Raw genomic sequence first — 24322 nt, 5'->3', positions numbered from 1 at the left:
TCGCTCTGGGCTGCGTACGCCGCTACTCGTCCCCATCCACGCCTTTCGCTCCGCCCAGTGTACGGCGCCGCGCGGACAGTCGCGGACCGGATTTCCGTGGGGCGCGGTCCCGGGCGGTGCGACGGGCCGGGATGACCCGAATGGCGCGAGGCCCGGCGCCCGGGTCCGTGGCGGCCGGGCCCGGCGGCATACCCCGCGGGGAGCTGGGCACAACGGATGCAGGCCCGTTGCGTGGGGGGTGCGGGCGGGCGAATCGGGCGGTGTGCCCCGTTGCCGCGGGACGCAAGTCGATTTATCGTCCCAGAACGATTCGCGAACTAGATCACAATATGTGAAGGGGTCGCGGCCATGGTGGCGAAAAAGACCGCCGTACAGCAGCCGGCGACCGGTCGGCGCGGGGGCGCGGCCGCCTCCGGCGCTACGGCTGCCTCCGGTGGCGAGGCCGAGGGAGCAGCCGGCAAGAAGAAGACCATCGGGGGAAAGGACGCGGCACCGGCCGAGAAGAAGGCGGCCTCGAAGAAGACGGCGGCGAAGGAGACGGCCGCGGGGGAGAAGTCGGCCAGGGGGAAGGCTCCCGAGAAGACCGCGGCCAAGGAGATCAGGGCCAAGAACGCCGAAGTCAGGGAAACCGGAGCCGTGAAGTCCGTGGCCGGGACGGCGGCCGCTGAGAAGACCGGCTCCAGGACCGGCTCCAGGACCGGCACCGGGAAGGCCGCTCCCAAGGAGGCGCCGGGCGAGGAACCCGCGGCGAAGGAGACCGCTGCGAAGGAATCCGCAGCGAAGACCGCAGCGAAGACCGCAGCGAAGGAGACCGTGGCCAAGAAGGCCGTGGCCAAGAAGACTGCCGCGAAGAAGTCCGAGGCGAGGCGAGCCGCTGCCGAGAAGGCGCCGGCCGAGAAGGCCGTAGGGAAGAAGGCGGCGGTGAAGGCGAAGGGGGTGGCGGAGGCGGAGGAGGCGGCCGGCCGGCAGCCGGCGAAGAAGGCCGGCGGCAGGAAGGCGGCCGCCAAGGGCGTCTCCACGGAGACGGCCGACACGAGCACGGCCAAGAAAGCGGGCGCGGCGCGGGCCGCGAAGCAGACGGGAGCCACGACAGTGGTTGCGAAGAAGACTCCTGGCACGGCCACGGCGGAGAGCGCTGTTCCCAAGGCGCGTATCGCCGCGGCGGAACCCGGCGAGCTGGCGGTGCGCCCCGGCGAGGACCCCTGGACCTCGGAGGAGGTCGCCGAGGCCCGTGCCGAGCTGCAGTCCGAGGTGGAGCGGCTGCGCGCCGAGATCAGCTCCTCCGAGGCCTCCATCGTGGGGCTGATGCGGGACTCCGGGGACGGCGCGGGAGACGACCAGGCCGACACGGGCACCAAGAACATCACGCGCGAGCACGAGATGGCGCTGGCCGCCAACGCGCGCGAGATGCTGATCCAGAACGAGCACGCACTGGAGCGGCTGGACGCGGGCACCTACGGTCTGTGCGAGAACTGCGGCAACCCCATCGGCAAGGCCCGGATGCAGGCGTTCCCCAGGGCCACCCTGTGCGTCGAGTGCAAGCAGAAGCAGGAACGCCGCTCCTGACGGTGCCGGGCCGTGCCGTAGTCTCGTCCTCAGTCAGGCACCTAGGTTGAGGGACTCACGTGGCAGAGGCGGAGCGCATCATCAAAACGCCGGACACCCCGGACGACAGCGGTGAGCACACGGCGGCGGGAGCGTCCGCCGGCTCCGGCCCCTCCGCCGTCCCCGGTGCGTCCCGCGCGGGCGAGCGGCAGGCCCCGGCGGCCGCACGGGGCTCCCGCGGGCGCCGGATCGCCCTGCTGTTCGCGGTGGCCTCGTTCGCGTATGCCCTCGACCTGATCAGCAAGACGCTCGTGGTCGCGAAGCTGGAGGGCCGTGCGCCGATCAAGGTCGTCGGGGACTGGCTGGAGCTGAACGCCATCCGCAACCCGGGCGCGGCCTTCGGCTTCGGCGCGGCCTTCACGGTCATCTTCACCCTGATCGCCGCGGCCGTGATCGTGGTGATCATCCGCCTGGCCCGCAAGCTCTACAGCTACCCGTGGGCCATCGCGCTCGGACTGCTGCTCGGCGGCGCCCTCGGCAACCTCACCGACCGGATCTTTCGGTCCCCGGGCGTCTTCGAGGGCAAGGTCGTGGACTTCATCGCGCCCAAGGGCTTCGCGGTCTTCAACCTCGCGGACTCGGCGATCGTGTGCGGCGGCATCCTGATCGTGCTGCTGTCCTTCCGCGGTCTGGACCCGGACGGCACGGTCCACAAGGACTGACGCCAGGGCTCTCGACAGCCGGTTTTCCACAGGCTCGTTCGGGCCTGTTCCGCCCGTCCGGCATACTCGACGGGTGAGCACGATTCCCGAGATCCGTACCCTGCCCGTGCCCGACGGCCTGGAGGGCGAGCGCGTCGACGCCGCCATCTCCCGCATGTTCGGCTTCTCCCGCACCAAGGCGGCGGAGCTGGCCGCGGCCGGCAAGGTCCAGGTCGACGGCGCGGTGGTCGGCAAGTCCGAGCGGGTGAGCGGCGGCGCCTGGCTGGAGGTCGAGATGCCGCAGGCGCCCGCCCCGGTGCAGGTGGTCGCGGAGCCGGTCGAGGGCATGGAGATCGTGCACGACGACGAGGACGTGGTCGTGATCGTCAAGCCGGTCGGCGTGGCCGCGCACCCGTCGCCGGGCTGGAGCGGCCCCACCGTCATCGGCGGCCTGGCCGCCGCCGGGTACCGGATCTCCACCTCCGGCGCCGCCGAGCGCCAGGGCATCGTGCACCGGCTGGACGTCGGCACCTCGGGCCTGATGGTGGTCGCCAAGTCGGAGCGGGCGTACACCTCGCTCAAGCGCCAGTTCAAGGAGCGCACGGTCGACAAGCGTTACCACACCCTGGTCCAGGGCCACCCGGACCCGACGAGCGGCACGATCGACGCCCCGATCGGCCGCCACCCGCACCACGACTACAAGTGGGCGGTCACCGCCGACGGCAAGCCCTCGGTGACGCACTACGACCTCGTCGAGGCGTTCCGCGCCGCCTCCCTGCTGGACGTGAAGCTGGAGACCGGCCGCACGCACCAGATCCGCGTCCATATGTCCGCCCACCGCCACCCCTGCGTCGGCGACCTCACCTACGGTGCCGACCCCACCCTCGCCAAGCGGCTGCGGCTGACCCGCCAGTGGCTGCACGCCGTGCGCCTCGGCTTCGAGCACCCCGGGGACGGCCAGTGGGTGGAGTTCGAGAGCACATACCCCGAGGACCTGCAGCAGGCCCTCGACCAGGTCCGCGAGGAGACGTACGGGTGAGCGCGCCGTACACCGTCCGGGTTGCCGAGGACCCCGCCGACCGCGAGGCCTGCTTCGCCGTCCGCAAGGACGTCTTCGTCGTCGAGCAGGGCGTCGACGAGGACATCGAGTACGACGTCTACGACGCGGTCGCCGTGCATGTGCTGGCGGTCCGCGAGGACGGTGTGCCGCTCGGCACCGGGCGGCTGCTGCACGGCGCGGCCGCGGCGGCGAAGACCGGCGGGGACGCTTCGGTGGGCTCGCTGGGCCGGCTCGCCGTCTCCCGCGCGGCCCGCGGTCTCGGCGTCGGCGTGGCCCTGGTCCGGGCCATCGAGGACGCGGCACGCGCGCGTGGTCTCGCCGCGGTGGACCTGCACGCCCAGACCCAGGCCCTGGGCTTCTACGAACGCCTCGGCTACGCACCGTACGGCCCGGAGTTCCCGGACGCCGGCATCCCGCACCGCGCGATGCGCCGCGCGCTGTAGGCGGCGCAGCGCACCGGGGGCGCGGCAGGCGTCGGGGCCGGTCGGATGGCAGGCTTGAGGCCTGCCGTGTGAGCGTCGACCCCCGGAGCGCCGGCCGTGGACCAGTTGGCTCTGCTGTTCGTCCTGCTGCTCGGGGCCCTGGTGAGCGTCCCGGTGGGCGACCGGTTCGGGGTGCCGGCCCCGGTGCTGATGACGGTGTTCGGCGGGATGCTCGCGGTGGCCGACTTCGTGCCCGATGTCGACATCCCGCCGGAACTGATCCTGCCTGGTCTGCTTCCGCCGCTGCTCTACGCCGCCGTACGGCGCACCTCCTGGCGGCAGTTCGCGGCCAACGTCCGCCCGATCTTCCTGCTGGCCGTCGCCCTGGTGTTCGTGACGACGGTGTGTGTGGCGTTCGTCGCCAACGCGATCGTGCCGGGGCTGCCGATCGCCGCCGCCGTCGCACTGGGCGCCCTGATCGCCCCGCCCGACCCGGTCGCCGCGACCAGCGTCGCCGGGCAGCTCGGGCTGCCGCGCCGGCTGGTGTCGATCCTGGAGGGCGAGGGGCTCTTCAACGACGTCACGGCCATCGTGCTGTACCACGTGGCGATCGCCGCGGTCCTGAGCCGTTCGTTCTCGGTGTGGCAGGCCGGCCTGGACTTCGTGCTGTCCGCGGTCGTCGCGCTGGTCGTGGGCCTGGTGCTCGGCTGGGGTGCGAACAAGCTGATGGACCTGCTGGGCGATCCGACGCTGCAGATCGGCATGACCCTGCTGGTGCCGTACGCCTCCTACGTCCTCGCCGAGAAGCTGCACGGCTCCGGGGTGCTGGCGGTGCTCACCACGGCGCTCTTCCTCGCCGAGTACGCCACCGGCGCCGACGACGTGATGACCCGGCTGGCCGGGCACACCTTCTGGGACATCATCGACACCCTCGTCACCGGAGTCGCCTTCGGGCTCATCGGCCTCGAACTGCACAACGCCATCCGCACGGCCGAGGGGCGCTGGGGCGAGCTGCTCGGCTGGGCCGCCACCGTCGTGGGCGTGGTGATCGTCGTACGGCTGGTGTGGCTGCTGCCCGCGACCTGGCTGACCAAGCGGCTGCACGCGCGGCGGGACTACGACGAGGAGATCCCGGTCAGCTGGCGGGAGACCGTCGTGATGTGGTGGTCGGGGATGCGCGGGGTGGCCTCGGTGGCGCTGGCGCTGGCCATTCCGCTGAGGACCGACGACGGCTCGCCGTTCCCCGACCGGGACGAGATCATCTTCATCGCCTTCGGGGTCATCATCGTCACGCTGGTCCTGCAGGGGCTCACACTGCCGTGGCTGGTGAGGCGGCTCGGGGTGCGGGCCGACTCCGAGCGGGAGAAGGAGTTCGAGAAGGAGCTGGCGGTGCGGGCCGCGAAGGCGGCCAAGCGCAGACTGCGGGAGATCGAGCAGGTGGAGGACCTGCCCGAGGATCTGTCCGAGCAGATGCTGCGGCGGGCCTTCGACATCGGGATCCGGATCAGTCCCGACATGGGCGAGGAGGAGCGGCGGGAGGCACAGCACCAGCGGGTCGGACGGCTGAAGCGGATCCGGAACATCCAGAACGAGATGCTGAGCGCGGCACGGCACGAGGTGCTGGCGGCACGCAGCGAGCCGGGGGCGGATCCGGAGATCGTGGACCGGGTGCTCCGCCATCTCGACGTGCGCAGCCTGCGATGACCTCCACCATGCGGATGAATAGTCATATAAATATGCCGGATCTGTGGATAAATCCCGGCGCCGTCGGCGGCTCGCTCCTACTCTCGGATGCATGACTCGCAACATCGTGATCAGTGGTGGCGGTACGGGAATCGGGCTGGCGACGGCACGGGCGTTCGCGGCGGACGGCGACCGGGTGCTGTTGCTCGGGCGGCGCGCGGAGGTGCTGGAGAAGGCCGGGGTGCCGGGGGCGCTGACCCGCGCGGCGGACCTGTCCGAGCCCGGGGAGGTGCGCGGGGTGGCCCGGTTCGTCGCCGAGGAGCTGGGCACCGTGGACGTCCTGGTGCACAGCGCCGGCGGCGCCGGGCACCTGGAGCCCGCGGGTGGCGGCGAAGACCCCCTGGACCAGGTGGCCCATCGGTGGACCGTCAACTTCCGGCAGAACGTCCTGACCGCCGCGCTCCTCACCGAGGCGCTCAAGGACCGGCTCGCCGCGCCCGGCGGCCGGGTCCTCTTCGTCAGCTCCATCGCCGCCTACCGGGGCTCGGGCACGGGCGCCTACGCGGCGGCCAAGGCCGGGCTGCATCCGTACGCACACGACCTGGCCCGGGAGCTGGGGCCACGCGGCATCACCGTGAACGTGGTCGCGCCGGGGTACATCGAGGACACCGAGTTCTTCGGGGACACCATGGACGAGGCCCGGCGGGCGCGGCTCATCGCCGACACGGTGACGGGCCGCCCCGGGATACCGGGAGATGTGGCCGCGACCCTGCACTGGCTGGCCTCGCCCGGCGCCGGGCATGTCACCTCACAGGTGATCCAGGTCAACGGCGGCGCGGAGCGCGGAAACTGACGGCCCCCGAAGGTCTGTGACGGTCGCTGCGGAGCAGCGGTGCCGGGCGGCAGGAAGCAGCGGTGCCGGGCGGCCGGGAACAGCGGGTCCGGTGTGTTCCCGGGGCCGGCGGGTCCGGTGGTGGCGCACCGGCTGGCACCATGGCCTCATGAACATCATGCTTTTTCACTCGACCTACGGCCTGAGGCCCGCGGTGCGCGAGGCCGCGGACCGGCTGCGCGCGGCCGGCCACGAGGTGTGGACGCCGGACCTCTTCGAGGGGCACACGTTCGACACCGTCGAGGAGGGCATGGAGTTCAAGGAGCGCATCGGCAAGGAGGAGTTGCTGAAGCGGGCCGTGCTCGCGGCGGCGCCGTACTCCGAGCGCGGGCTCGTGTACGCGGGGTTCTCGCTCGGGGCCTCCGTCGCCCAGACCCTGGCCCTCGGCGACGACAAGGCGCGCGGGCTGCTGCTTCTGCACGGCACGTCGGACATCGCGCCGAACGCGGAGGCCGACGAGCTGCCCGTCCAGCTGCATGTGGCCGAGCCGGACCCGTTCGAGACGGACGACTGGCTGAGCGCCTGGTATCTGCAGATGGGCCGGGCGGGCGCCGATGTGGAGGTCTATCGGTACGCCGGGGCCGGGCACCTGTACACCGACCCGGAGCTGCCGGACTACGACGCCGAGGCCGCCGAGGCCACCTGGCGGGTGGCTCTCGGCTTCCTCGACGGTCTGCAGTCCGGGTAGCCGCCGCTACACCGGGTCGTAGGTCCGCTCGACCTTCTGCGTGCCGCTGCGGGTGCGGTACGAACGCTCCCACGCGGACGTCGCGTTCGCGTCGGTGCGGTCGGACAGGACGTAGTAGTCCATCTGCGCGCGGTCGGCGGTGATGTCCAGCACGCCGTAGCCGTGCCGGTCGGTGTCCACCCAGTGGACGTGCCGGTTGGCGGCCTCGATGAGCGGCGCGGCGACCGCGGAGACCACGCCCTCGGGGACCTTCACGATGTCGTCGAGGTTGTCGGAGGTCACCGAGGTGATCACGAACTCGGTGGCCGCCGACGGCGACAGCGGATAGGTGCCCGCGTCCACCGGCACGTCGTTGGCCCAGGACATATGGATGTCACCGGTCAGGAAGACGGTGTTGCCGATGGCGTTCGAGCGCAGATGGTCCAGGAGCTCGCGGCGGTCGTGGGTGTAGCCGTCCCACTGGTCGGTGTTGACGCCGATGCCGTCCTGCGGCAGGTCGAGCAGCTTGGCGAGCGGCTTGAGCAGGTCGGCGGTGAGGGAGCCGATGACGAACGGCGCGATCATCACGGAGTTGCCGACCAGCCGCCACTTGGTGTCGGAGGCCTTGAGCCCCGCCTTCAGCCAGTCGAGCTGGGCGCGGCCGGTCATCGTCCGGTTCGGGTCGTCCACCGAGCCGCTGCCCGCGGACGCCTGCTGGGAGCGGAAGGAGCGCAGGTCCAGCAGCGACAGATCGGCGAGCTTGCCGAAGCGCAGCCGCCGGTAGGTGGTGCCCTCGACGGCGGGCCGGACCGGCATCCACTCGAAGTAGGCCTGCTTGGCGGCCGCCTTGCGGGCGGTCCAGGTGCCCTCGGCGCCCTCGGTGTGGTTGACCGCGCCGCCCGACCAGGCGTTGTCGGCGAACTCGTGGTCGTCCCAGATCGCTATGACCGGCGCCTTCACGTGCAGGGCCTGCAGATCGGGGTCGGTCTTGTACTTGCCGTGCCGGATCCGGTAGTCGGCGAGCGTGATGATCTCGTTGGCGGGCGCGTGCGGGCGGACGACCGTGCCGCGGGCCGCGTACTCGCCGGACTTGTACTCGTAGATGTAGTCGCCGAGGTGCAGCCAGGCGTCCAGGTCGCTCCGGGCGGCGAGGTGACGGTAGGAGGCGAAGTAGCCCGCCTCCCAGTTGGCGCAGGTGACCACGCCGAAGCGCAGGCCCGCGACGGACGCGTCCGCCGCCGGGGCGGTACGGGTGCGGGCCACCGGCGAGTCGGTGCCGCCGGCCGAGAACCGGAACCAGTAGTCGGTCGCCGGCTGCAGACCGCGGACGTCGGCCTTCACGGTGTGGTCGGAGGCGGCAGTCGCTTTGACGGTGCCCTTGGCGACGATGCTGGTGAACGCCTTGTCCTTGGCGACGACCCAGCTCACGTCGGTGTCCGGGCCGATCCCGGAGCCGGGGACGGCCTGCGGGGTCGGGGTCACCCGGGTCCACAGCAGCACGCCGTCGGGCAGCGGGTCGCCGGAGGCGACACCGTGCAGGAAGGCGGGGGCCTGGCCGGCGGCGCGCGCGGGAAGCGCGGCGGCGAGCGGCGCGGCCAGCACAGCGGTCGCCGCCGCGGCCTTGACGACCGTACGGCGGCGGGGCGAGAGGGAGTTGCGGCCTTCGGCGGCCGAAAGTGATCTGCTTCGACTGGTCACAGGCGATCAGGTTACTGACCGGTACGCGCAGAAGAGCGGGCGAACAGCCAATGTTCGCCCGCTCTTCACGCGAAAGTCGAAATCTGACGGAGCGTCAGCTCTTCAGCTCCGCGTCGACCGCCTTGTTGAAATCGGCCACGGTCAAGGGCGGGTTCTTGCCGCCGGGGCCGGTCAGCGTCTTGTCGTCCATCTTCAGGGTCGGCGTGCCCTCGATGCCGTCCTTGTCGAAGATCTTGGACTCCTCCAGCGCCCACCTGTCGTAGGTGCCGTCCTTCACGGCCTTCTGGAACGCCGCGTTGCCCTTCAGGGCGGGGACCGTGTCGGCGATCTTGATCAGATAGGCGTCGTCCTTGAACTTGTCGTCGTTCTCGTCGGGGTGCCACTTCGCCGAGTACATCGAGGACCGGAACTCGAGGAACGCCTCGGGGCTGACGTTGAGCGCGGCGCCGAGGGCGCTCAGCGCGTTCTTGGAGCCCACACCGGGCAGGTTGTTGTCGAGGAAGGTGGCGCCGACGTACCGGAGCTTGTACTTGCCCTCGTCGAGGTCCTTCTTCACGGTCGTACCGACGACCTGCTCGAAATGGGCGCAGATCGGGCAGCGCGGGTCCTCGTAGATGGTGAGGGTCTTCTTGGCGGTGCTCTTGCCGATGATGACGGTCGTGCCGTCCGCGCCCGTGGTGTTGGCCGGCTTCACGAGCTTCTGGTCCTTCGCGGCTTCCCATCCGGTGGGCTTGTTCGCCTGGACGACGGCGTAGCCGATGCCGCCGGCCACGGCCAGCACGGCCACGACCGAGGCGGCCACCATGACCTGCCGCCTGGCCTTGTCCCGCTTGGCCTGGCGCTCGCGCTCCTCGCGCAGCCGCTCTCGGGCCGCCGTCTTCGCCGACTGACTGTTCCGCTTGCTCATACTGATGATCTCCGTGTGGGACGCGCACATGCCGTACGCGGGATACGTGTGGGGGACTGGCTGTGCTCAGATGCCGCCGCCCCGGCGCCGTCCGACGGGGCGCTGCGGAGCCGGCGTCGCTCGGGCGGCGACGCTCAGCAGGGGGCGAGGGCGGATGAGCACGGCGGTCCACGCCGTCCCAGGGAGTGCACGAGAAGCAGATCGCGGGCGGTGGTCCGGCGCGGCGCCGGGCGGGGCAGCCGGCGCACCGGGGTCAGCCGGACGGCGACCGCGGCCGCCGCGAGCAGCAGCGGCCGGAAGGTGGTGGCGGCGACCGCGCGCAGCAGCTGCGTCAGCGCCCGCTCGCCCCGGCGCAGCCAGGCGGCGGCGAGCAGGCCCACGCCGATGTGCGCGGCGAGCAGCAGCCAGGCGGCCGCCGGACTGGTGTGCGCCAGTATCGCCTCGGGGCGGCCGCGGGCGCCGGTCATCTGGGCCAGCGGGGTGCCGACGGCACCGCCCTCGCACAGCACGTTGAAGCCGAACGTGTGCAGCGGGCCGGCGACCGGGCCGCCCGCCCGGCCGTAGCAGGTGTTCTGGCCGGTGGTGAACACCGTGTCGGCGGTCAGCTCCAGCGGGATCAGCAGTACCGCGATCCGGGCGAAGCCGCGCTCGCGGCCCGCCAGCGCGTACGCGCCGGCGAACACGCCCGCGCAGACCGCCAGCACCGTCCCCGTCGGCAGCGGGGCCCGGGACAGCAGCACGTGCGACGCGGTGCTGAGCGTCACGACGACTGCCGTGAACAGCGCCGCGCGCACGGCTCTGAGCTGGGTCCCGGATATGTCCATAGCGGAAAAGAGTCTGTCACGTACGTGAGTAAGAGACCCCTAAAGAGTGCCTGTGATGGTGCGAAGGTCACAGCCCCGGAATTCGGCCGTTGCGGAACAGGTCGACGAAGATCTGGTGGTCGGCACGCGCGCGTGCGCCGTAGCGGTGCGCGAATTCCACCAGGAGGGGCGCGAAACCCTCCTCGTCGGCGGCGAGCGCCGCGTCGATGGCCCGCTCGGTGGAGAACGGCACCAGGGACTCGCCGGAGGTGTCGTCCGCCGCCGCGTGCATCGTCGCGGTGGCCCGGCCCAGGTCGGCGACGACCTGGGCGATCTCCTCCGGGTCGTCGAGCTCGCTCCAGTCCAGGTCGACGGCGTACGGCGAGACCTCGGCGACCAGCTGGCCCGCGCCGTCCAGCTCGGTCCAGCCCAGCCACGGGTCGGCGTGCGCCTGCAGGGCACGCTGGGAGATCACCGTGCGGTGGCCCTCGTGCTCGAAGTAGCCGGCGATGGCGGGATCCGTGATGTGCCGGGAGACGGCCGGGGTCTGGGCCTGCTTGATGTAGATCACGACGTCGTTCTCCAGGGCGTCGCTGTGGCCCTCCAGCAGGATGTTGTACGACGGCAGGCCGGCGGACCCTATGCCGATGCCCCGGCGGCCGACGACGTCCTTGACGCGGTAGGAGTCCGGGCGGGCCAGGGAGGAGTCCGGCAGCGTCTCCAGATAGCCGTCGAAGGCCGCGAGGACCTTGTAGCGAGTGGCCGCGTCCAGCTCGATGGAGCCGCCGCCCGGCGCGAAGCGGCGCTCGAAGTCACGGATCTCGGTCATCGACTCCAGCAGCTCGAAGCGGGTCAGCGACCGGGCGGCCCGCAGGGCGCCCAGCAGCGGGCCCTCGGCGCTGTCCAGGGTGAACGGCGGCACCTCGTCGCGCTTGGCGCCCGTGGCGAGGGCGTGGACGCGCTCGCGGTAGGCGGCGGCGTAGACCGAGACCAGCTCGGTGATCTGCTCGTCGCTGAGTGCTTTCGCGTACCCGATGAGGGCGATCGATGCCGCGAAGCGCTTCAGGTCCCAGGTGAACGGGCCGACGTACGCCTCGTCGAAGTCGTTGACGTTGAAGACCAGGCGGCCGTCCGCGTCCATGTACGTGCCGAAGTTCTCCGCGTGCAGGTCGCCGTGGATCCACACGCGCGAGGTGCGGTCGTCCAGGAACGGGCCGCCGCGCTTCTCGGCGTCGAGGTCGTGGTAGAAGAGGCACGCCGTGCCCCGGTAGAACGCGAAGGCCGAGGCCGCCATCTTCCGGAACTTCACCCGGAACGCGGCCGGGTCGGCGGCCAGGAGCCGGCCGAAGGCGGTGTCGAAGACGGCGAGGATCTCCTCGCCGCGCTGCTCGTCGCTGAGCTGGGGGACCGACATCGCGGGGTGCCTCCTGGTGCAAATACCTGTACGACAGCGTTTCTGCCGTATCAACGGGCGACGCCACGCGGGAGTGCCCGGTTCCCGCATGAAGGTACGGCCGGACTGCCCGCCCGTCTCCCGACCGCCGCCCCTCATCGAGGCGCTTCGCGCCACAGAATCACTCCAGTGTCAGTCCCGGGGCATAGACTTCGACGCTGACCCCAGAACTGTCCGCCCGCCCGTCCCCCAGTGTTTTCCGTTGGAGGCCATACCGTGTCAAAGCCGCCCTTCACGCACCTGCACGTCCACACCCAGTACTCGCTGCTGGACGGTGCCGCGCGGCTCAAGGACATGTTCAATGCCTGCAATGAGATGGGCATGACGCACATCGCCATGTCCGACCACGGCAACCTCCACGGGGCGTACGACTTCTTCCACTCCGCGACAAAGGCCGGAATCACCCCGATCATCGGGATCGAGGCCTATGTCGCCCCCGAGTCCCGGCGCAACAAACGCAAGATCCAGTGGGGCCAGCCGCACCAGAAGCGCGACGACGTCTCCGGCTCCGGCGGTTACACCCACAAGACGATGTGGGCGGTGAACAAGACCGGTCTGCACAACCTCTTCCGGCTCTCCTCCGACGCCTACGCCGAGGGCTGGCTGCAGAAGTGGCCCCGGATGGACAAGGAGACCATCTCCCAGTGGTCCGAGGGCATCGTCGCCTCCACCGGCTGCCCCTCCGGCGAGCTCCAGACCCGGCTCCGCCTCGGCCAGTACGACGAGGCGCTGCAGGCCGCCGCCGACTACCAGGACATCTTCGGCAAGGACCGGTACTTCCTGGAGCTGATGGACCACGGCATCGACATCGAGCACCGGGTCCGCGACGGCCTCCTGGAGATCGGCAAGAAGCTCGGCATCCCCCCGCTGGTCACCAACGACTCGCACTACACGTACGCGCACGAGGCGGGTGCCCACGACGCCCTGCTGTGCATCCAGACCGGCAAGAACCTCTCCGACCCCGACCGCTTCAAGTTCGACGGCACCGGCTACTACCTGAAGTCCACGGACGAGATGTACGCCATCGACTCCTCGGACGCCTGGCAGGAGGGCTGCGCCAACACGCTCCTCGTCGCCGAGATGGTCGACACCACGGGCATGTTCGAGAAGCGCGACCTCATGCCCAAGTTCGACATCCCGGAGGAGGGCTACACCAACGTCACCTGGTTCAAGGAGGAAGTGCGGCGCGGCATGAACCGCCGCTACCCGGGTGGCGTCCCGGAGGACCGCCAGAAGCAGGCGGAGTACGAGATGGACGTCATCATCCAGATGGGGTTCCCGGGCTACTTCCTCGTCGTCGCCGACTTCATCATGTGGGCGAAGAACAACGGCATCGCGGTGGGCCCCGGCCGTGGTTCCGCCGCGGGTTCGATCGTCGCGTACGCGATGGGCATCACCGACCTCGACCCGATCGAGCACGGGCTGATCTTCGAGCGGTTCCTCAACCCCGAGCGCGTCTCCATGCCCGACGTCGACATCGACTTCGACGAGCGCAGGCGCGTCGAGGTGATCAGGTACGTGACCGAGAAGTACGGCGCCGACAAGGTCGCCATGATCGGCACGTACGGCAAGATCAAGGCGAAGAACGCGATCAAGGACTCCGCGCGCGTGCTCGGCTACCCGTACGCGATGGGTGACCGCATCACCAAGGCGATGCCCGCCGACGTCCTCGGCAAGGGCATCGACCTCGACGGCATCACCAACCCCGAACACCCCCGCTACAACGAGGCGGGCGAGGTCCGGGGGATGTACGAGAACGAACCGGATGTCAAGAAGGTCATCGACACCGCGCGCGGTGTGGAGGGCCTGGTCCGGCAGATGGGCGTGCACGCCGCCGGTGTGATCATGTCCAGCGAGCCGATCATCGAGCACGCCCCGATCTGGGTGCGCCACACCGACGGCGTGACCATCACACAGTGGGACTACCCCCAGTGCGAGTCGCTCGGCCTGATCAAGATGGACTTCCTGGGCCTCAGGAACCTCACGATCATGGACGACGCCGTGAAGATGGTGGAGGCCAACAAGGGCGTCAAGCTGCAGCTGCTGGAAGTGCCGCTCGACGACCCGAAGACGTACGAGCTGCTCTGCCGCGGTGACACGCTCGGCGTGTTCCAGTTCGACGGCGGCCCGATGCGTTCCCTGCTGCGCCAGATGCAGCCCGACAACTTCGAGGACATCTCCGCCGTCTCGGCCCTGTACCGGCCGGGCCCGATGGGCATGAACTCGCACATCAACTACGCGGAGCGCAAGAACGGCCGCCAGGAGATCACGCCGATCCACCCGGAGCTGGCGGACCCGCTCAAGGAGACCCTCGGCCTGACCTACGGCCTGATCGTGTACCAGGAGCAGGTGCAGAAGGCCGCCCAGATCATCGCCGGGTACTCGCTCGGCGAGGCCGACATCCTGCGCCGCGTCATGGGCAAGAAGAAGCCCGAGGAACTGGCGAAGAACTTCACCATCTTCCAGGAGGGCGCCCGCAAGAACGGGTTCTCCGACGCGGCGATCCAGGCCCTGTGGGACGTCCTGGTGCCGTTCGCCGGCTACGCGTTCAACAAGGCGCACTCCTCCGCGTACGGCCTGGTCACGTACTGGACCGCCTATCTGAAGGCGAACTACCCCGCCGAGTACATGGCCGCCCTGCTGACCTCCGTCAAGGACGACAAGGACAAGTCGGCGATCTACCTCAACGAGTGCCGCCGCATGGGCATCAAGGTGCTCCCGCCGAACGTCAACGAGTCGGTGCACAACTTCGCCGCCCAGGGCGACGACGTGATCCTCTTCGGCCTCGAAGCCGTGCGCAACGTCGGCACCAACGTGGTGGAGTCGATCATCAGAAGCCGCAAGGCGAAGGGCAAGTACGCCTCCTTCCCCGACTATCTGGACAAGGTCGAGGCGGTCGCGTGCAACAAGCGCACCACGGAATCGCTGATCAAGGCCGGCGCCTTCGACACCATGGGCCACACCCGCAAGGGGCTCACGGCGCAGTACGAGCCGATGATCGACAACGTGGTCGCGGTCAAGCGCAAGGAGGCCGAGGGACAGTTCGATCTCTTCGGCGGCATGGGCGAGGAGACCAGCAGCGAGCCCGGCTTCGGACTCGACGTGGAGTTCACCACCGACGAGTGGGACAAGACCTATCTGCTCGCCCAGGAGCGGGAGATGCTCGGTCTGTACGTCTCCGACCACCCGCTCTTCGGCCTGGAGCACGTGCTGTCGGACAAGGCCGACGCGGGCATCTCCCAGCTCACCGGCGGCGAGCACGCGGACGGCGCGGTCGTCACGATCGGCGGCATCATCTCGGGCCTGCAGCGCAAGATGACCAAGCAGGGCAACGCCTGGGCCATCGCCACCGTCGAGGACCTCGCCGGCTCCATCGAGTGCATGTTCTTCCCGGCGACGTACCAGCTCATCTCGACCCAACTCGTCGAGGACGCCGTGGTGTTCGTCAAGGGACGCCTCGACAAGCGCGAGGACGTGCCCCGGCTCGTCGCCATGGAGCTGATGGTCCCGGACCTGTCCAACGCGGGCACCAACGCGCCGGTCATCCTCACCATCCCGGCCACCAGGGTCACCCCGCCGATGGTCAGCCGCCTCGGCGAGATCCTCAGTCACCACAAGGGCGACAGCGAGGTCCGCATCAAGCTCCAAGGCCCGCGCAAGACGACGGTGCTGCGCCTGGACCGGCACCGGGTCAAGCCCGATCCCGCGCTGTTCGGCGACTTGAAGGTGCTGCTCGGCCCGTCCTGCCTGGCCGGCTGACCCGGCCACCGCACCCGGCCGGGAACACCGGTCACCGCACCAGGTCGTGGACGAAGGGGCGCACCCGCCATGGGTGCGCCCCTCCTGTGTGCCTGGGCTTCAACTGCCCTTTAGTTGTGGCCGAAGGTCTTCTGCTTGCCCTTGCGCGCCACGTCCGAGGGTGTCACGTCGCTCTGCCGGTGCTCGGACTGCGACTCCAGCGACGAACGCTGGGCCTGCTGCTGCGCGTGCTCGGACTGGGACTGCTTACGATCTTGCTTCTTGTTCTTGGCCATGGTGATCTGCCTCCTGTGGGGGATCTAGGGGCCAGGACCGGGACCAGATTCACATACGCTGACATCAGGCGCATGTCGGATAATTACCGTGTGTGACAGGGGTGGTGGGCGAGCGCGAGCCGCAAACGCCACGCCGAAGATCGAGTTCGGGCCGTTAACCTCCGTGCCGTCGGGCAGACTCGAAGGAAGTCCGAAGCAAAACCTCCCGGGAAGAGGGTGAGTCGCGTGGACCGCTGCATCGTCCTGGTGGACGCCGGGTATCTGCTGGGGGCAGCCGCCAGCCTCCTCGCGGGTGAGCCCTCGCGGTCCCGGATCACCGTCGACCACACCGCGCTGATCCAGGCGCTGCGTGAACGCGCCGAGTCGGAGACCGAGCGTCCACTGCTGCGCATCTACTGGTTCGACGGCGCCCCGGACCGGGTTCCCCAGCCGGAGCACCGCCGGCTGCGGGTGATGCCCAGAGTCACGGTCCGGCTGGGCGCCCTCACGCGCAGTGACGGACGCTGGGCGCAGAAGGGCGTCGACGCCGCCATGCACGCCGAGCTGACCGAACTGGCCCGCAATCGCGCCTGCTCCGACGTCGTCCTCGTCACCGGCGACGGTGATCTGCTGCCCGGCATGATGGCCGCCAAGGAACACGGCGTCGCCGTCCACCTGTGGGCCGTACAGGCCGCCGACGGCGACTACAACCAGTCCGAGGACCTGGTCGCCGAGGCCGACGAGCGGCGTGTCCTGGACCGGGCCTGGATCACCCAGGCCGTCCGCGCCAAGGAACTGACCGGCGTCTGCGCCCCGCCGCCCGTGCCCCGGCCAGAGATCGCCGCGATCCTGTCCGCGCCGCTGCCCGAGTCCGCCCTCTCCGCGACGGCCGAGCGGGCCGCCGAGCAGGGCCCGCCCCCGGAGGCCGGCGCGGGGACGGGGAACGGCACCCAGGAGCGGGCCGCCGCCAAGGGCGGCGTTCCCACCCCGAAGGACCTCGCCGGGCTGCGCGCCCCCGGCGCCCAGCCCGTGCAGCACCCCGCGACCGCGACCCTGCGCTGGTCCTCCGACAAGGGCTGGGTGGACCGGCCGGGCGCCGTCGCCGAGCCGCCCGAGGTCGCCTCCATGCCGACGCTCGCCCAGCTCACCACGGCCGAGCAGCGCTGGGCCGACCGCGAGGAGGACATCACCACCGTCGGCGGCGACCCGTACGAGGTGGGGCAGGTCTTCGCCCGCCGCTGGATGTCCCGGCTCGGCGACCAGGGCCATCTGCAGAAGCTGTCGCAGCTGTATCCGCGCATCCCGCACCGCATCGACGGCGAACTGTTGCGGTACGCCGCACGCTTCGGGCTGCTCGCCCACAAGGACGACCAGATCGACGAACACGACCGCTACGCCATTCGGGCGGGGTTCTGGCGGGAGATCGACGTACCGGCCGCGGCGGAGAGCGCGTCGGCGGGGGAGTGAACGGCCCGGGACACGGCGGCGGGGGATTCTTACGGGTCGCGTACGGATGCGCCCCCAAGGGCGGGTAAAGCGCCACCACCCCGTAGTCTCGTCCCTTGTGAGTACGCGCGTGACACCGGCACCTCGGCAGGACGAGGTCGTACGCGTGCGCGGGCTCGGCAAGAGCTATCCGGCCGTGAAGGGCCGGCGTGGCGCGCCCGGCACCCCCGCGGTACGGGCCACCGACGGGGTCGAGCTGGCGGTGCGGCGCGGCGAGGTCTTCGGGCTGCTCGGGCCGAACGGCGCCGGCAAGTCCACCCTCGTACGACAGCTCACCGGGCTGCTCCGGCCGGACACCGGCAGCGTCGAGATCCTCGGGCACGACATCGTCCGCTACCCCGAGCGGGCCGCGCGCCTGCTCGCCTACCTCGGTCAGGAGTCCTCCGCGCTGGACGAGCTGACCGTCTCCCTCGCCGCCGAGACCACCGGACGCCTGCGTGGCCTGGAGGTGACGCGGGCGCGGGCCGAGCGGGACGCCGTACTGGAGGAGCTGGGGCTCACGCCGATCGCCGGGCGACCGCTGAAGAAGCTGTCCGGCGGCCAGCGCAGGCTCGCCTGCCTCGCCGCCGCCCTCGTCGGCGAGCGGCCGCTGCTCGTGCTCGACGAGCCGACCACCGGCATGGACCCGGTCGCCCGGCGCGCGGTCTGGGCGGCCGTGGACCGGCGACGCGCCGAGCGCGGTACGACCGTGCTGCTGGTCACCCACAACGTCATCGAGGCCGAGACCGTGCTCGACCGGGTCGCCGTACTCGACCAGGGGCGGGTCATCGCCTGCGACACCCCCGCCGGACTGAAGGAACAGGTCGCCGGCGAGGTGCGGGTCGAGCTGGTGTGGCGGGAGCGGGCGCCGCTGGAGGTGCCCGAGGTCACCGCGCTGCGCGAGCGCGCGGTCGAGTCCGGCCGGCGCTGGACGCTGCGGCTCGCGCCCGAGGAGGCCCGGGCCGTCGTCGCCACCGTGACCGGCGGGGCCGCCTTCGCCGCCCTGGACGACTTCACCCTCGCCACGCCCAGCCTGGAGGACGTCTATCTGGCGCTCGGCGGTGCGGCCCGGCAGGGGCTGGTGAAGGCGTGAGCGCGGCGGCCGTGCGATGCGTATGGGTCTACGCGACTGCCGTAGGGAGCTACGCGACCGCCGTAGGGAAGAGGAGCAGCTCGACGTGAGTGTCGTACCCGCGGAGGTTCTGCCGGGCGGTGCCCCGGCCGTGACCGAGACGGCACGGGGCGCGGCCGAACTCGGGCCGCCCGCGCGGCTGTGGCCGTCGCTGGCGGCCGTCTACCGGGCGCAGCTGTCCCGGGCCCGGGTGGCGCGGATCCCGCTGCTGTTCGTGGCGACGTTCCAGTCCGTCGGTATCGCCGTGATGATGCGGGGTGTCGTGGACAGCGGCAGTGAGGCCGAGTCCGTGGTGGCGGGCTCGTCGGTGCTGGTCGTCGCGTATGTGGCCCTGAACCTGCTGTCGCAGTACTTCGGCCAGCTGCGGGCCAGCGGCGGGCTCGATCACTACGCCACCCTGCCGGTGCCGCCGGCCGCGGTGGTGCTCGGCGCGGCGGCCGCGTACGCCTCCTTCACGGTGCCGGGAACGCTGGTGACGGCCGCCTTCGGGTGCGCGCTGTTCGGGCTGCCGGTCGCCAACCTGTGGGTCCTGCTGGCCGTGATCCCGCTGGCCGGGGCCGCGCTGTCCGGGCTGGGCGCCGCCTGCGGGCTGCTCGCACCACGGCCCGAGCTGGCCACGCTGCTCGGGCAGCTCGGCATGTCGGCCGCGCTGCTGCTGGGTGTGCTGCCGGCCGACCGGATGCCGGAGATCGTCCGGCTGGCACGGGACCTGCTGCCGTCGACCTACGGCGTCGAGGCCTACGCCCGCACCTTCGAGGCGCACCCGGACTGGGCCGTCGTCCTGGTCGACCTGGGGGTCTGCGCGGGTGTCGGTGTGGTCTCGCTGGCCGTGGCGACCTGGGCGTACCGCCGGGCGGCCGTCCGGTGACGCGGCCCACAGCGCGACCTGGCACGATGTCAGGATGACCGCACCGCTGACTCCGCCACCGCCACCGCACGACGACTCCCCGCACCAGGTCTGGCAGGCGCCGCCGTCCGCCGGGGCCCAGGGCGGGGGCTGGTACGAACAGGACGGCCCCGGGATGAAGACCGAACTGCGGGAGGCCGCCGTCATCACGGTGGCCGTGGCATTGGGCGGGGTGCTGCTGGGGCTGCTGTGGTGGTGGCTGGCGCCGCATGTGCCGCTGGTCGGCGACGAGGTCGACAAGAGCTGGGTCGTCTATCTGAAGGACAGCGAGGGGGAACAGGCGATAGGCGTGGACGGCACGTTCACCCTGTTGGCGCTGGCCTTCGGGGTCGTCAGCGGCGTGGTCGTCTTTCTGTGGCGGCGCGGTGGCGGTGTGCCCGCCGTGGTGGCGCTCGGGGTCGGCGCGCTGCTCGGTTCGGTGCTGGCGTGGCGGCTGGGGGTGTGGCTGGGCCCCGAGTCCGATGTGATCGCGCATGCGAAGCAGGCGGGGAAGGGGGTCGCCTTCTCGGCGCCGTTGAAGCTGGGGGCGAAGGGTGCCCTGCTGGCGTGGCCGCTGGGCGCGCTGGTGGTCCACCTCGGGCTGACGGCGCTGTTCGGACCCCGGGATCCCGAGCCCGAACTGCCGTATCCGCACCAGGCGTAGGACGCACCGGGTGCAGGACGCCGGGCGTAGGACGCACCAGGCGCAGCCCCCTCGGGCGCCTCGGTGGGCGTCCGTCGTCAGCCTCTCCCGATGGGTGCCAGGACGGCGCTCGTCAGCTGTGCCAGGTCTCCCGGCGAGAGCTCCACCTCCAGGCCCCGGCGCCCCGCCGACAAACAGATCGTCCCGTGCGCCTTCGCCGAGTCGTCCAGGACCGTCGGCAGCCGCTTGCGCTGGCCGAGCGGGGAGATGCCGCCCCGCACATACCCGGTGGTGCGTTCCGCCAGAGCCGGGTCCGCCATCGTCGCCCGTTTGCCGCCCACGGCCGCCGCCAGGGCCTTCAGGTCCAGGGAGCCGGAGACCGGGACCACCGCCACCGTCAGGGCGCCGTCGACGTCCGCCACCAGGGTCTTGAAGACGCGGTCGGGGGAGACGCCCATCGCCTCCGCGGCCTCCTCGCCGTAGGAGGGGTGGGAGGGGTCGTGGTCGTAGGAGTGGACCGTGAAGTCCATGCCGGCCGTTGTGAGGGCGACCGTCGCGGGCGTGCCGCCGGACTGCTGCTGCTTCTTCGCCTTCTTCGCCATCCGTCTTCCTCGGCTGTCTTCCCGGACCGTCTTCCTCGGCGCTCTCAGTTCAGGCTCGTCGGTGTCCGGGTCAGTTCGAACGCGGGCAGTGACGGCAGACTACGGATGATCGCCGTCTCGGAGCGAAGGAGTTTCAGCTCGTCGCGGAGGCGGGAGGCGGTGTCGGGTGCCTGGAGCAGCCGCTGCTTGGTCGGGGTGTCGTGCACCATCGCGGCGGCCACCAGATATGACACCACGCTCGGCTCGTCCGGCAGCTCGGCGCTGGTGGACAGCGAACGCTCACGCGCGCCCGCCAGCCGCTTCTGGTACTGGCGGAAGGAGCGCAGCACCCCCTCGGCCAGCGCCCCCGCCTCGTCGCCCGGCTCCTCCGGCAGTTCCTCCAGCTCCGCCGTGAGGAACGGTCCGGACGCGTCGACGGAGAGCAGCCGTACCCGGGTCGTGCCCGTCGCCAGCACCTCGAAGGTGCCGTCGGCGCGCTCCCGGACAGTCGCTGCGTCCGCGACACAGCCCACCCCGTGGAAGGCCTTGAGGGGCTCGGGGCCGAAGCCCGCGGCCGGTCCCCGCGCGGGCTGGGCCGTGGGGTCGGGCATGCCGGGGGCGCTCGGCGCCACTTCGTGGCCGTCGCGGATGGCCACGACGGCGAACCGGCGCGGCTCGTCCTCCGGGGTCTTGAGCAACTCGCGCATCATGGCGCGATAGCGCTCCTCGAAGATGTTCAGCGGCAGCACGAGCCCCGGGAACAGCACGGTGTTCAGCGGGAAGAGCGGGAGACGGACGGTGGTCACGACGCCTCAGCCTAGTGGTCGTCGGCGCGGGCGTGTCCGCCGTGCTCGCCGGGAGGGGGTGCGAGGCAGGCCGCAAGGCCGGTGGGAACCGGCCCGGGGCCGGCCGCCAGGTGCTCGCGCAGCCGCAGGAAGTGGCCGAGCGGATCGTCGGAGAACCGCTCCCACGGGAACGACGTGGCGTACGGGCCGATCAGGCGCAGCTGCGCGCGGGCGTCCTCCCAGCGGTCCAGGCGCAGCAGGACGTACAGGAGCTTGTTGCGGATCTGGGCGGGCCATGGATCGGCCGCCGGGAAGCGCGCGGACAGCGTGAGCGCCCGGTCGGCGGCGGCGTCCAGCCGCTCGCGCGGGATCTCGGGGCCGCAGCCGTCGATCAGATAGCCGAGGACCGCGCGGGCCGGCAGCGCCTGGACGAACGAGTCGGCGGGCGCGTCCTGTGCGGCCCGGTCGGCGAAGTCGAGGCACTCATGGTGCGAGGCACGGGGCCGGTGCGGGGCGTCTCCCCACAGCACACAACAGGAGTCGGCCAGATAGCGCAGCGCGGCCACATGGCAGCCGTAGTGGTGCGGGGCGCGCCGGACGGCCGCCTCCCACAGCTCTTCGAAGTACCGGTGGCCGGCCCGTGAGCCGCGCGCGTGGTCCAGGGCGATCCGCCAGGGCACCGGGTCGCGGTCGTCGGCGCGCGCGGCGGCAGTGATGAGCGGGCTCACCTCGCGGAGCAGCTCGGCGCGGGCCGGCGAGGGCCAGACGCGGTCCACCGCCAGCTGCGCCCCGACCAGCAGGGCGCCGGGATCCTCGGGCGCCCTCGCGCGCCAGGCCTCGAACCACTCGGGCCGGGAGCGGGCGAAGCCGGCGAGATGGAGTGCGTACCGGTCGTGGTTCTCCCACGCCGCTGTGGCGCGGGTGGCGGCCAGCAGGCCGGCCGCGGTCTCGTACTCGCCCCGGCCGGCCGCGACCAGCGCGGGCGAGAGCCGGTCGTCGGGCGCGTCGAGCACGGCCTCGTCCCCGGCCGGACAGAGGCCGGGGACGAGGTGCGCGGAGCGTTTGGCCATCCGCGTGGGGCGGATGAACGAAGGCAGCAGAGCCATGGTGTCGACCATTGAAAGACCGCAGGTCGGGGGCGCGCCAGAGGCTTGGGCGAAGTCGCGGAAAGTTGTACGGCCACAGGTCAAGGACCGGCAAAAGGTGACTGTTCCGGTTTTGTGCCCCCGCTGTGCGGAAAATGCCGCCTATATGCGGAAACCGGGTCGGCCCGGGGCATTCAGCCCCGGCGCAGCAACCGGGTCGCCCCCGCCGCCACCGTCGTCGCCAGTATCCAGCCGATCATGATCATCGCGGCCGCCAGCCACTGCCAGCCCCCGCGCAGCTGCCACTGGCCGGCCTGGCCCAGGTCGATCACCGGCAGCAGCAGATCCAGCGTGAACAGGGCCGGGCTCCAGTACGGGTGGCCGTCGTGGTTCACCGGCGGATGGTCCGCGTGCGCGAACGCCAGCGTGCCCGCCGCCCACAGCACCGCCATCCACACCGCGGCCCGCCCCGGACGGTAGCCGTAGGCCACCGTCCAGTCCTGGACGTACCCCCAGGACTTGGCGGCCAGCGGCAGTGTCTCGCGGCGCCGGCGCTGCTTGGCGAGCAGCACCTCCCGGGCGTCCTCGTCCTCCCCGGCCGCCCGCAGCACCGCCGCCAGCCGCTCGTACGGCTCCGGGGCGTACTCGGCGGTCGCCGCCGCCACCCAGTCCAGCCGGCCGGTCAGCGGGAACGGGCCGCGCGGGACGAGGCTCTCGTAGCCGAAGCCCGCCATGTGCAGATTGCCGGGGCCGGGCCAACTCGCCGCCCGGTCCACCAGGTTGACGACCCGCGCGCCGGACAGCACCACCTTGCCGCGCTGCGGCCTGTCGCAGAGGAAGCGCAGTTCGGGCACGTGGGTCCGGCGCAGCGACAGCTCCTGGTCGTCGGTGAAGGAGAACCGCGCCCGCTCCAGGTCGACGGCGTCCCCGAACCGCCCGTCGTCCAGCCGCAGCCCGCCCCGGCACTCGAACGGCTGGATCCGTGTCCCGCGCGCGGGCGTCGTGCCACTCAGCAGGGGGCTGCCCACACCGGCCGGGGTCAGGTACAGGGTGCGCTCCACGGTCAGCTGGGGCGCGTTCAGGGCGTAGCGGGAGTACGGGTTGTCGAGGACGGCGCCGCGCAGGCTGAGCGAGACCCCGACCTTGGCGCCGCGCAGGCTCAGCTCGCCGTGCGACTCCAGCATCTCCGCCTGGAGGTCCTGGCCGACGGTCATGCCGTCCGCCGCGATCGAGCGCCCGCTGCGGTCGCGGTACACCACCGCCTGGTTGAGCAGCAGATCGGTGCCGATGTGCGCGTCCGTCAGCCGGACCCCGTTCTGGAAGCGGCAGCGCGGCAGATGCAGATCGCCCTCGGTGTGCACCCGGGCCGCCTCCAGCCGGGGCACCGCGCAGTCCACCAGGCGCAGGGTGGTGAACCGGGCCTCCGGCAGCAGCACCTCGTCGTCGAAGCGGCAGCCGCGCAGCTCGACGTACGGCCGTACCGTGCCGCCCGACAGGTCCAGGGTGCCCGTGATCCGCACGCCGGTCAGCTTCAGCGCGGACACCCGGCCCGCGAGCGCGGGCGGGCCGTCCAGCAGCAGCCAGGCCACGATCCGGGCCCGCACCGTGCGCTCCGGGCCCCAGGGATGGCCGCCGTGCGGGTCGTCCACGACGGCGTCGCCGCTGCTCAGGTCGTACACACTGCCGTTGCGGAAGGCCTGCCACATGCCCGCCTCGGCCGCGGTCAGCTCGTCCGGCAGGTCCCCGGCAACCAGGCCGGCCCCCTCGGTCACCGCTCTTCCTCTCCCACTTCTCGCAGCTCAGCCGTTTCGTACAGCCGTTCATGCCCGCTGAGCGACGTCCGGAACACTAGAGGTGAAGGTGATCTTCCGAGTTCGGCCA

Annotated in this window: 21 protein-coding genes; 12 read left to right on the top strand and 9 right to left on the bottom strand. The window is 71.3% G+C overall.

Annotation, left to right across the window (positions count from 1 at the left end; translation table 11 throughout):
- Positions 1-348: 348 nt before the first annotated feature.
- The 7 genes from IE277_RS01045 (at position 349) to IE277_RS01015 (ending at position 6991) form a co-directional block, all read left to right on the top strand.
- The gene (locus IE277_RS01045) at positions 349-1566 is read left to right on the top strand and encodes a TraR/DksA family transcriptional regulator (protein ID WP_189947552.1); all 1218 of its coding nucleotides are present in this window, start codon (positions 349-351) and stop codon (positions 1564-1566) included.
- A gap of 59 nt (positions 1567-1625) precedes the next feature.
- Positions 1626-2267 carry a signal peptidase II gene (lspA, locus tag IE277_RS01040; RefSeq protein WP_189947550.1) on the top strand — a complete coding sequence of 214 codons (642 nt, stop codon included), beginning with the start codon at positions 1626-1628 and terminating at the stop codon, positions 2265-2267.
- Between the two features lie 73 nt (positions 2268-2340).
- Positions 2341-3285 carry an RluA family pseudouridine synthase gene (locus IE277_RS01035; protein WP_189947548.1) on the top strand — a complete coding sequence of 315 codons (945 nt, stop codon included), beginning with the start codon at positions 2341-2343 and terminating at the stop codon, positions 3283-3285.
- Positions 3282-3749 (top strand): GNAT family N-acetyltransferase, encoded by a 468-nt coding sequence (locus tag IE277_RS01030; RefSeq protein ID WP_189947547.1) that lies wholly within the window; start codon positions 3282-3284, stop codon positions 3747-3749. The genes IE277_RS01035 and IE277_RS01030 overlap by 4 nt, the downstream gene beginning before the upstream one ends.
- Positions 3750-3845: 96 nt before the next feature.
- Positions 3846-5432, top strand: a complete 1587-nt coding sequence (locus IE277_RS01025) for a Na+/H+ antiporter (protein ID WP_189947545.1) — start codon at positions 3846-3848, stop codon at positions 5430-5432.
- Between the two features lie 91 nt (positions 5433-5523).
- Positions 5524-6264, top strand: a complete 741-nt coding sequence (locus IE277_RS01020; protein WP_189947543.1) for an SDR family NAD(P)-dependent oxidoreductase — start codon at positions 5524-5526, stop codon at positions 6262-6264.
- Positions 6265-6412: 148 nt separating this feature from the next.
- A complete protein-coding gene (locus IE277_RS01015; RefSeq protein ID WP_189947541.1) occupies positions 6413-6991 on the top strand; it encodes a dienelactone hydrolase family protein in 579 nt (192 codons plus the stop codon).
- Between the two features lie 6 nt (positions 6992-6997).
- Here the strand turns inward: IE277_RS01015 and IE277_RS01010 are convergent, their stop codons facing one another.
- The 4 genes from IE277_RS01010 to IE277_RS00995 form a co-directional block, all read right to left on the bottom strand.
- Entirely contained in the window at positions 6998-8668 is a 1671-nt protein-coding gene (locus IE277_RS01010) for an alkaline phosphatase D family protein (protein ID WP_189947540.1), read from the bottom strand.
- A gap of 94 nt (positions 8669-8762) precedes the next feature.
- Positions 8763-9575 carry a thioredoxin domain-containing protein gene (locus tag IE277_RS01005; protein WP_189947538.1) on the bottom strand — a complete coding sequence of 271 codons (813 nt, stop codon included), beginning with the start codon at positions 9573-9575 and terminating at the stop codon, positions 8763-8765.
- Positions 9576-9709: 134 nt separating this feature from the next.
- Positions 9710-10399, bottom strand: a complete 690-nt coding sequence (locus IE277_RS01000) for a hypothetical protein (protein WP_189947536.1) — start codon at positions 10397-10399, stop codon at positions 9710-9712.
- A gap of 67 nt (positions 10400-10466) precedes the next feature.
- Positions 10467-11792 (bottom strand): DUF2252 domain-containing protein, encoded by a 1326-nt coding sequence (locus IE277_RS00995; protein WP_189947534.1) that lies wholly within the window; start codon positions 11790-11792, stop codon positions 10467-10469.
- 255 nt (positions 11793-12047) lie between these two features.
- On the opposite strand from IE277_RS00995, the gene dnaE reads away from it, so the two are divergent.
- Positions 12048-15590: a DNA polymerase III subunit alpha gene (gene dnaE, locus IE277_RS00990; protein ID WP_189947532.1), complete on the top strand. Its 3543-nt coding sequence runs from the start codon at positions 12048-12050 to the stop codon at positions 15588-15590.
- A 110-nt stretch (positions 15591-15700) separates the two neighbouring features.
- On the opposite strand, the gene IE277_RS00985 is transcribed toward dnaE, so the two are convergent.
- Positions 15701-15865, bottom strand: a complete 165-nt coding sequence (locus IE277_RS00985) for a hypothetical protein (protein ID WP_189947530.1) — start codon at positions 15863-15865, stop codon at positions 15701-15703.
- Positions 15866-16090: 225 nt separating this feature from the next.
- Between IE277_RS00985 and IE277_RS00980 the strand changes: the two genes are divergently transcribed.
- The 4 genes from IE277_RS00980 to IE277_RS00965 all read left to right on the top strand — a co-directional run bounded on the left by IE277_RS00980 (position 16091) and on the right by IE277_RS00965 (position 20011).
- Positions 16091-17311, top strand: a complete 1221-nt coding sequence (locus tag IE277_RS00980; RefSeq protein ID WP_189947528.1) for an NYN domain-containing protein — start codon at positions 16091-16093, stop codon at positions 17309-17311.
- A gap of 97 nt (positions 17312-17408) precedes the next feature.
- A complete protein-coding gene (locus IE277_RS00975) occupies positions 17409-18422 on the top strand; it encodes an ABC transporter ATP-binding protein (RefSeq protein ID WP_189947526.1) in 1014 nt (337 codons plus the stop codon).
- Positions 18423-18507: 85 nt separating this feature from the next.
- Complete coding sequence (locus IE277_RS00970) at positions 18508-19329, top strand: ABC transporter permease (RefSeq protein ID WP_189947524.1); 822 nt, start codon at positions 18508-18510, stop codon at positions 19327-19329.
- Between the two features lie 34 nt (positions 19330-19363).
- Positions 19364-20011 carry an AAA family ATPase gene (locus tag IE277_RS00965; protein WP_189947522.1) on the top strand — a complete coding sequence of 216 codons (648 nt, stop codon included), beginning with the start codon at positions 19364-19366 and terminating at the stop codon, positions 20009-20011.
- Positions 20012-20088: 77 nt separating this feature from the next.
- Here the strand turns inward: IE277_RS00965 and ybaK are convergent, their stop codons facing one another.
- The 4 genes from ybaK to IE277_RS00945 all read right to left on the bottom strand — a co-directional run bounded on the left by ybaK (position 20089) and on the right by IE277_RS00945 (position 24213).
- Entirely contained in the window at positions 20089-20592 is a 504-nt protein-coding gene (gene ybaK, locus IE277_RS00960) for a Cys-tRNA(Pro) deacylase (RefSeq protein WP_189947520.1), read from the bottom strand.
- A gap of 44 nt (positions 20593-20636) precedes the next feature.
- A complete protein-coding gene (locus tag IE277_RS00955; protein ID WP_189947518.1) occupies positions 20637-21377 on the bottom strand; it encodes an LON peptidase substrate-binding domain-containing protein in 741 nt (246 codons plus the stop codon).
- An 11-nt stretch (positions 21378-21388) separates the two neighbouring features.
- Complete coding sequence (locus tag IE277_RS00950) at positions 21389-22474, bottom strand: hypothetical protein (RefSeq protein WP_229880430.1); 1086 nt, start codon at positions 22472-22474, stop codon at positions 21389-21391.
- A gap of 161 nt (positions 22475-22635) precedes the next feature.
- Entirely contained in the window at positions 22636-24213 is a 1578-nt protein-coding gene (locus tag IE277_RS00945) for an oxidoreductase (protein WP_189947514.1), read from the bottom strand.
- Positions 24214-24322: the final 109 nt, after the last annotated feature.

Source organism: Streptomyces alanosinicus (assembly GCF_014650595.1).
Taxonomy (GTDB): domain Bacteria; phylum Actinomycetota; class Actinomycetes; order Streptomycetales; family Streptomycetaceae; genus Streptomyces; species Streptomyces alanosinicus.
This window is presented reverse-complemented; position numbering and strand designations above follow the sequence as displayed.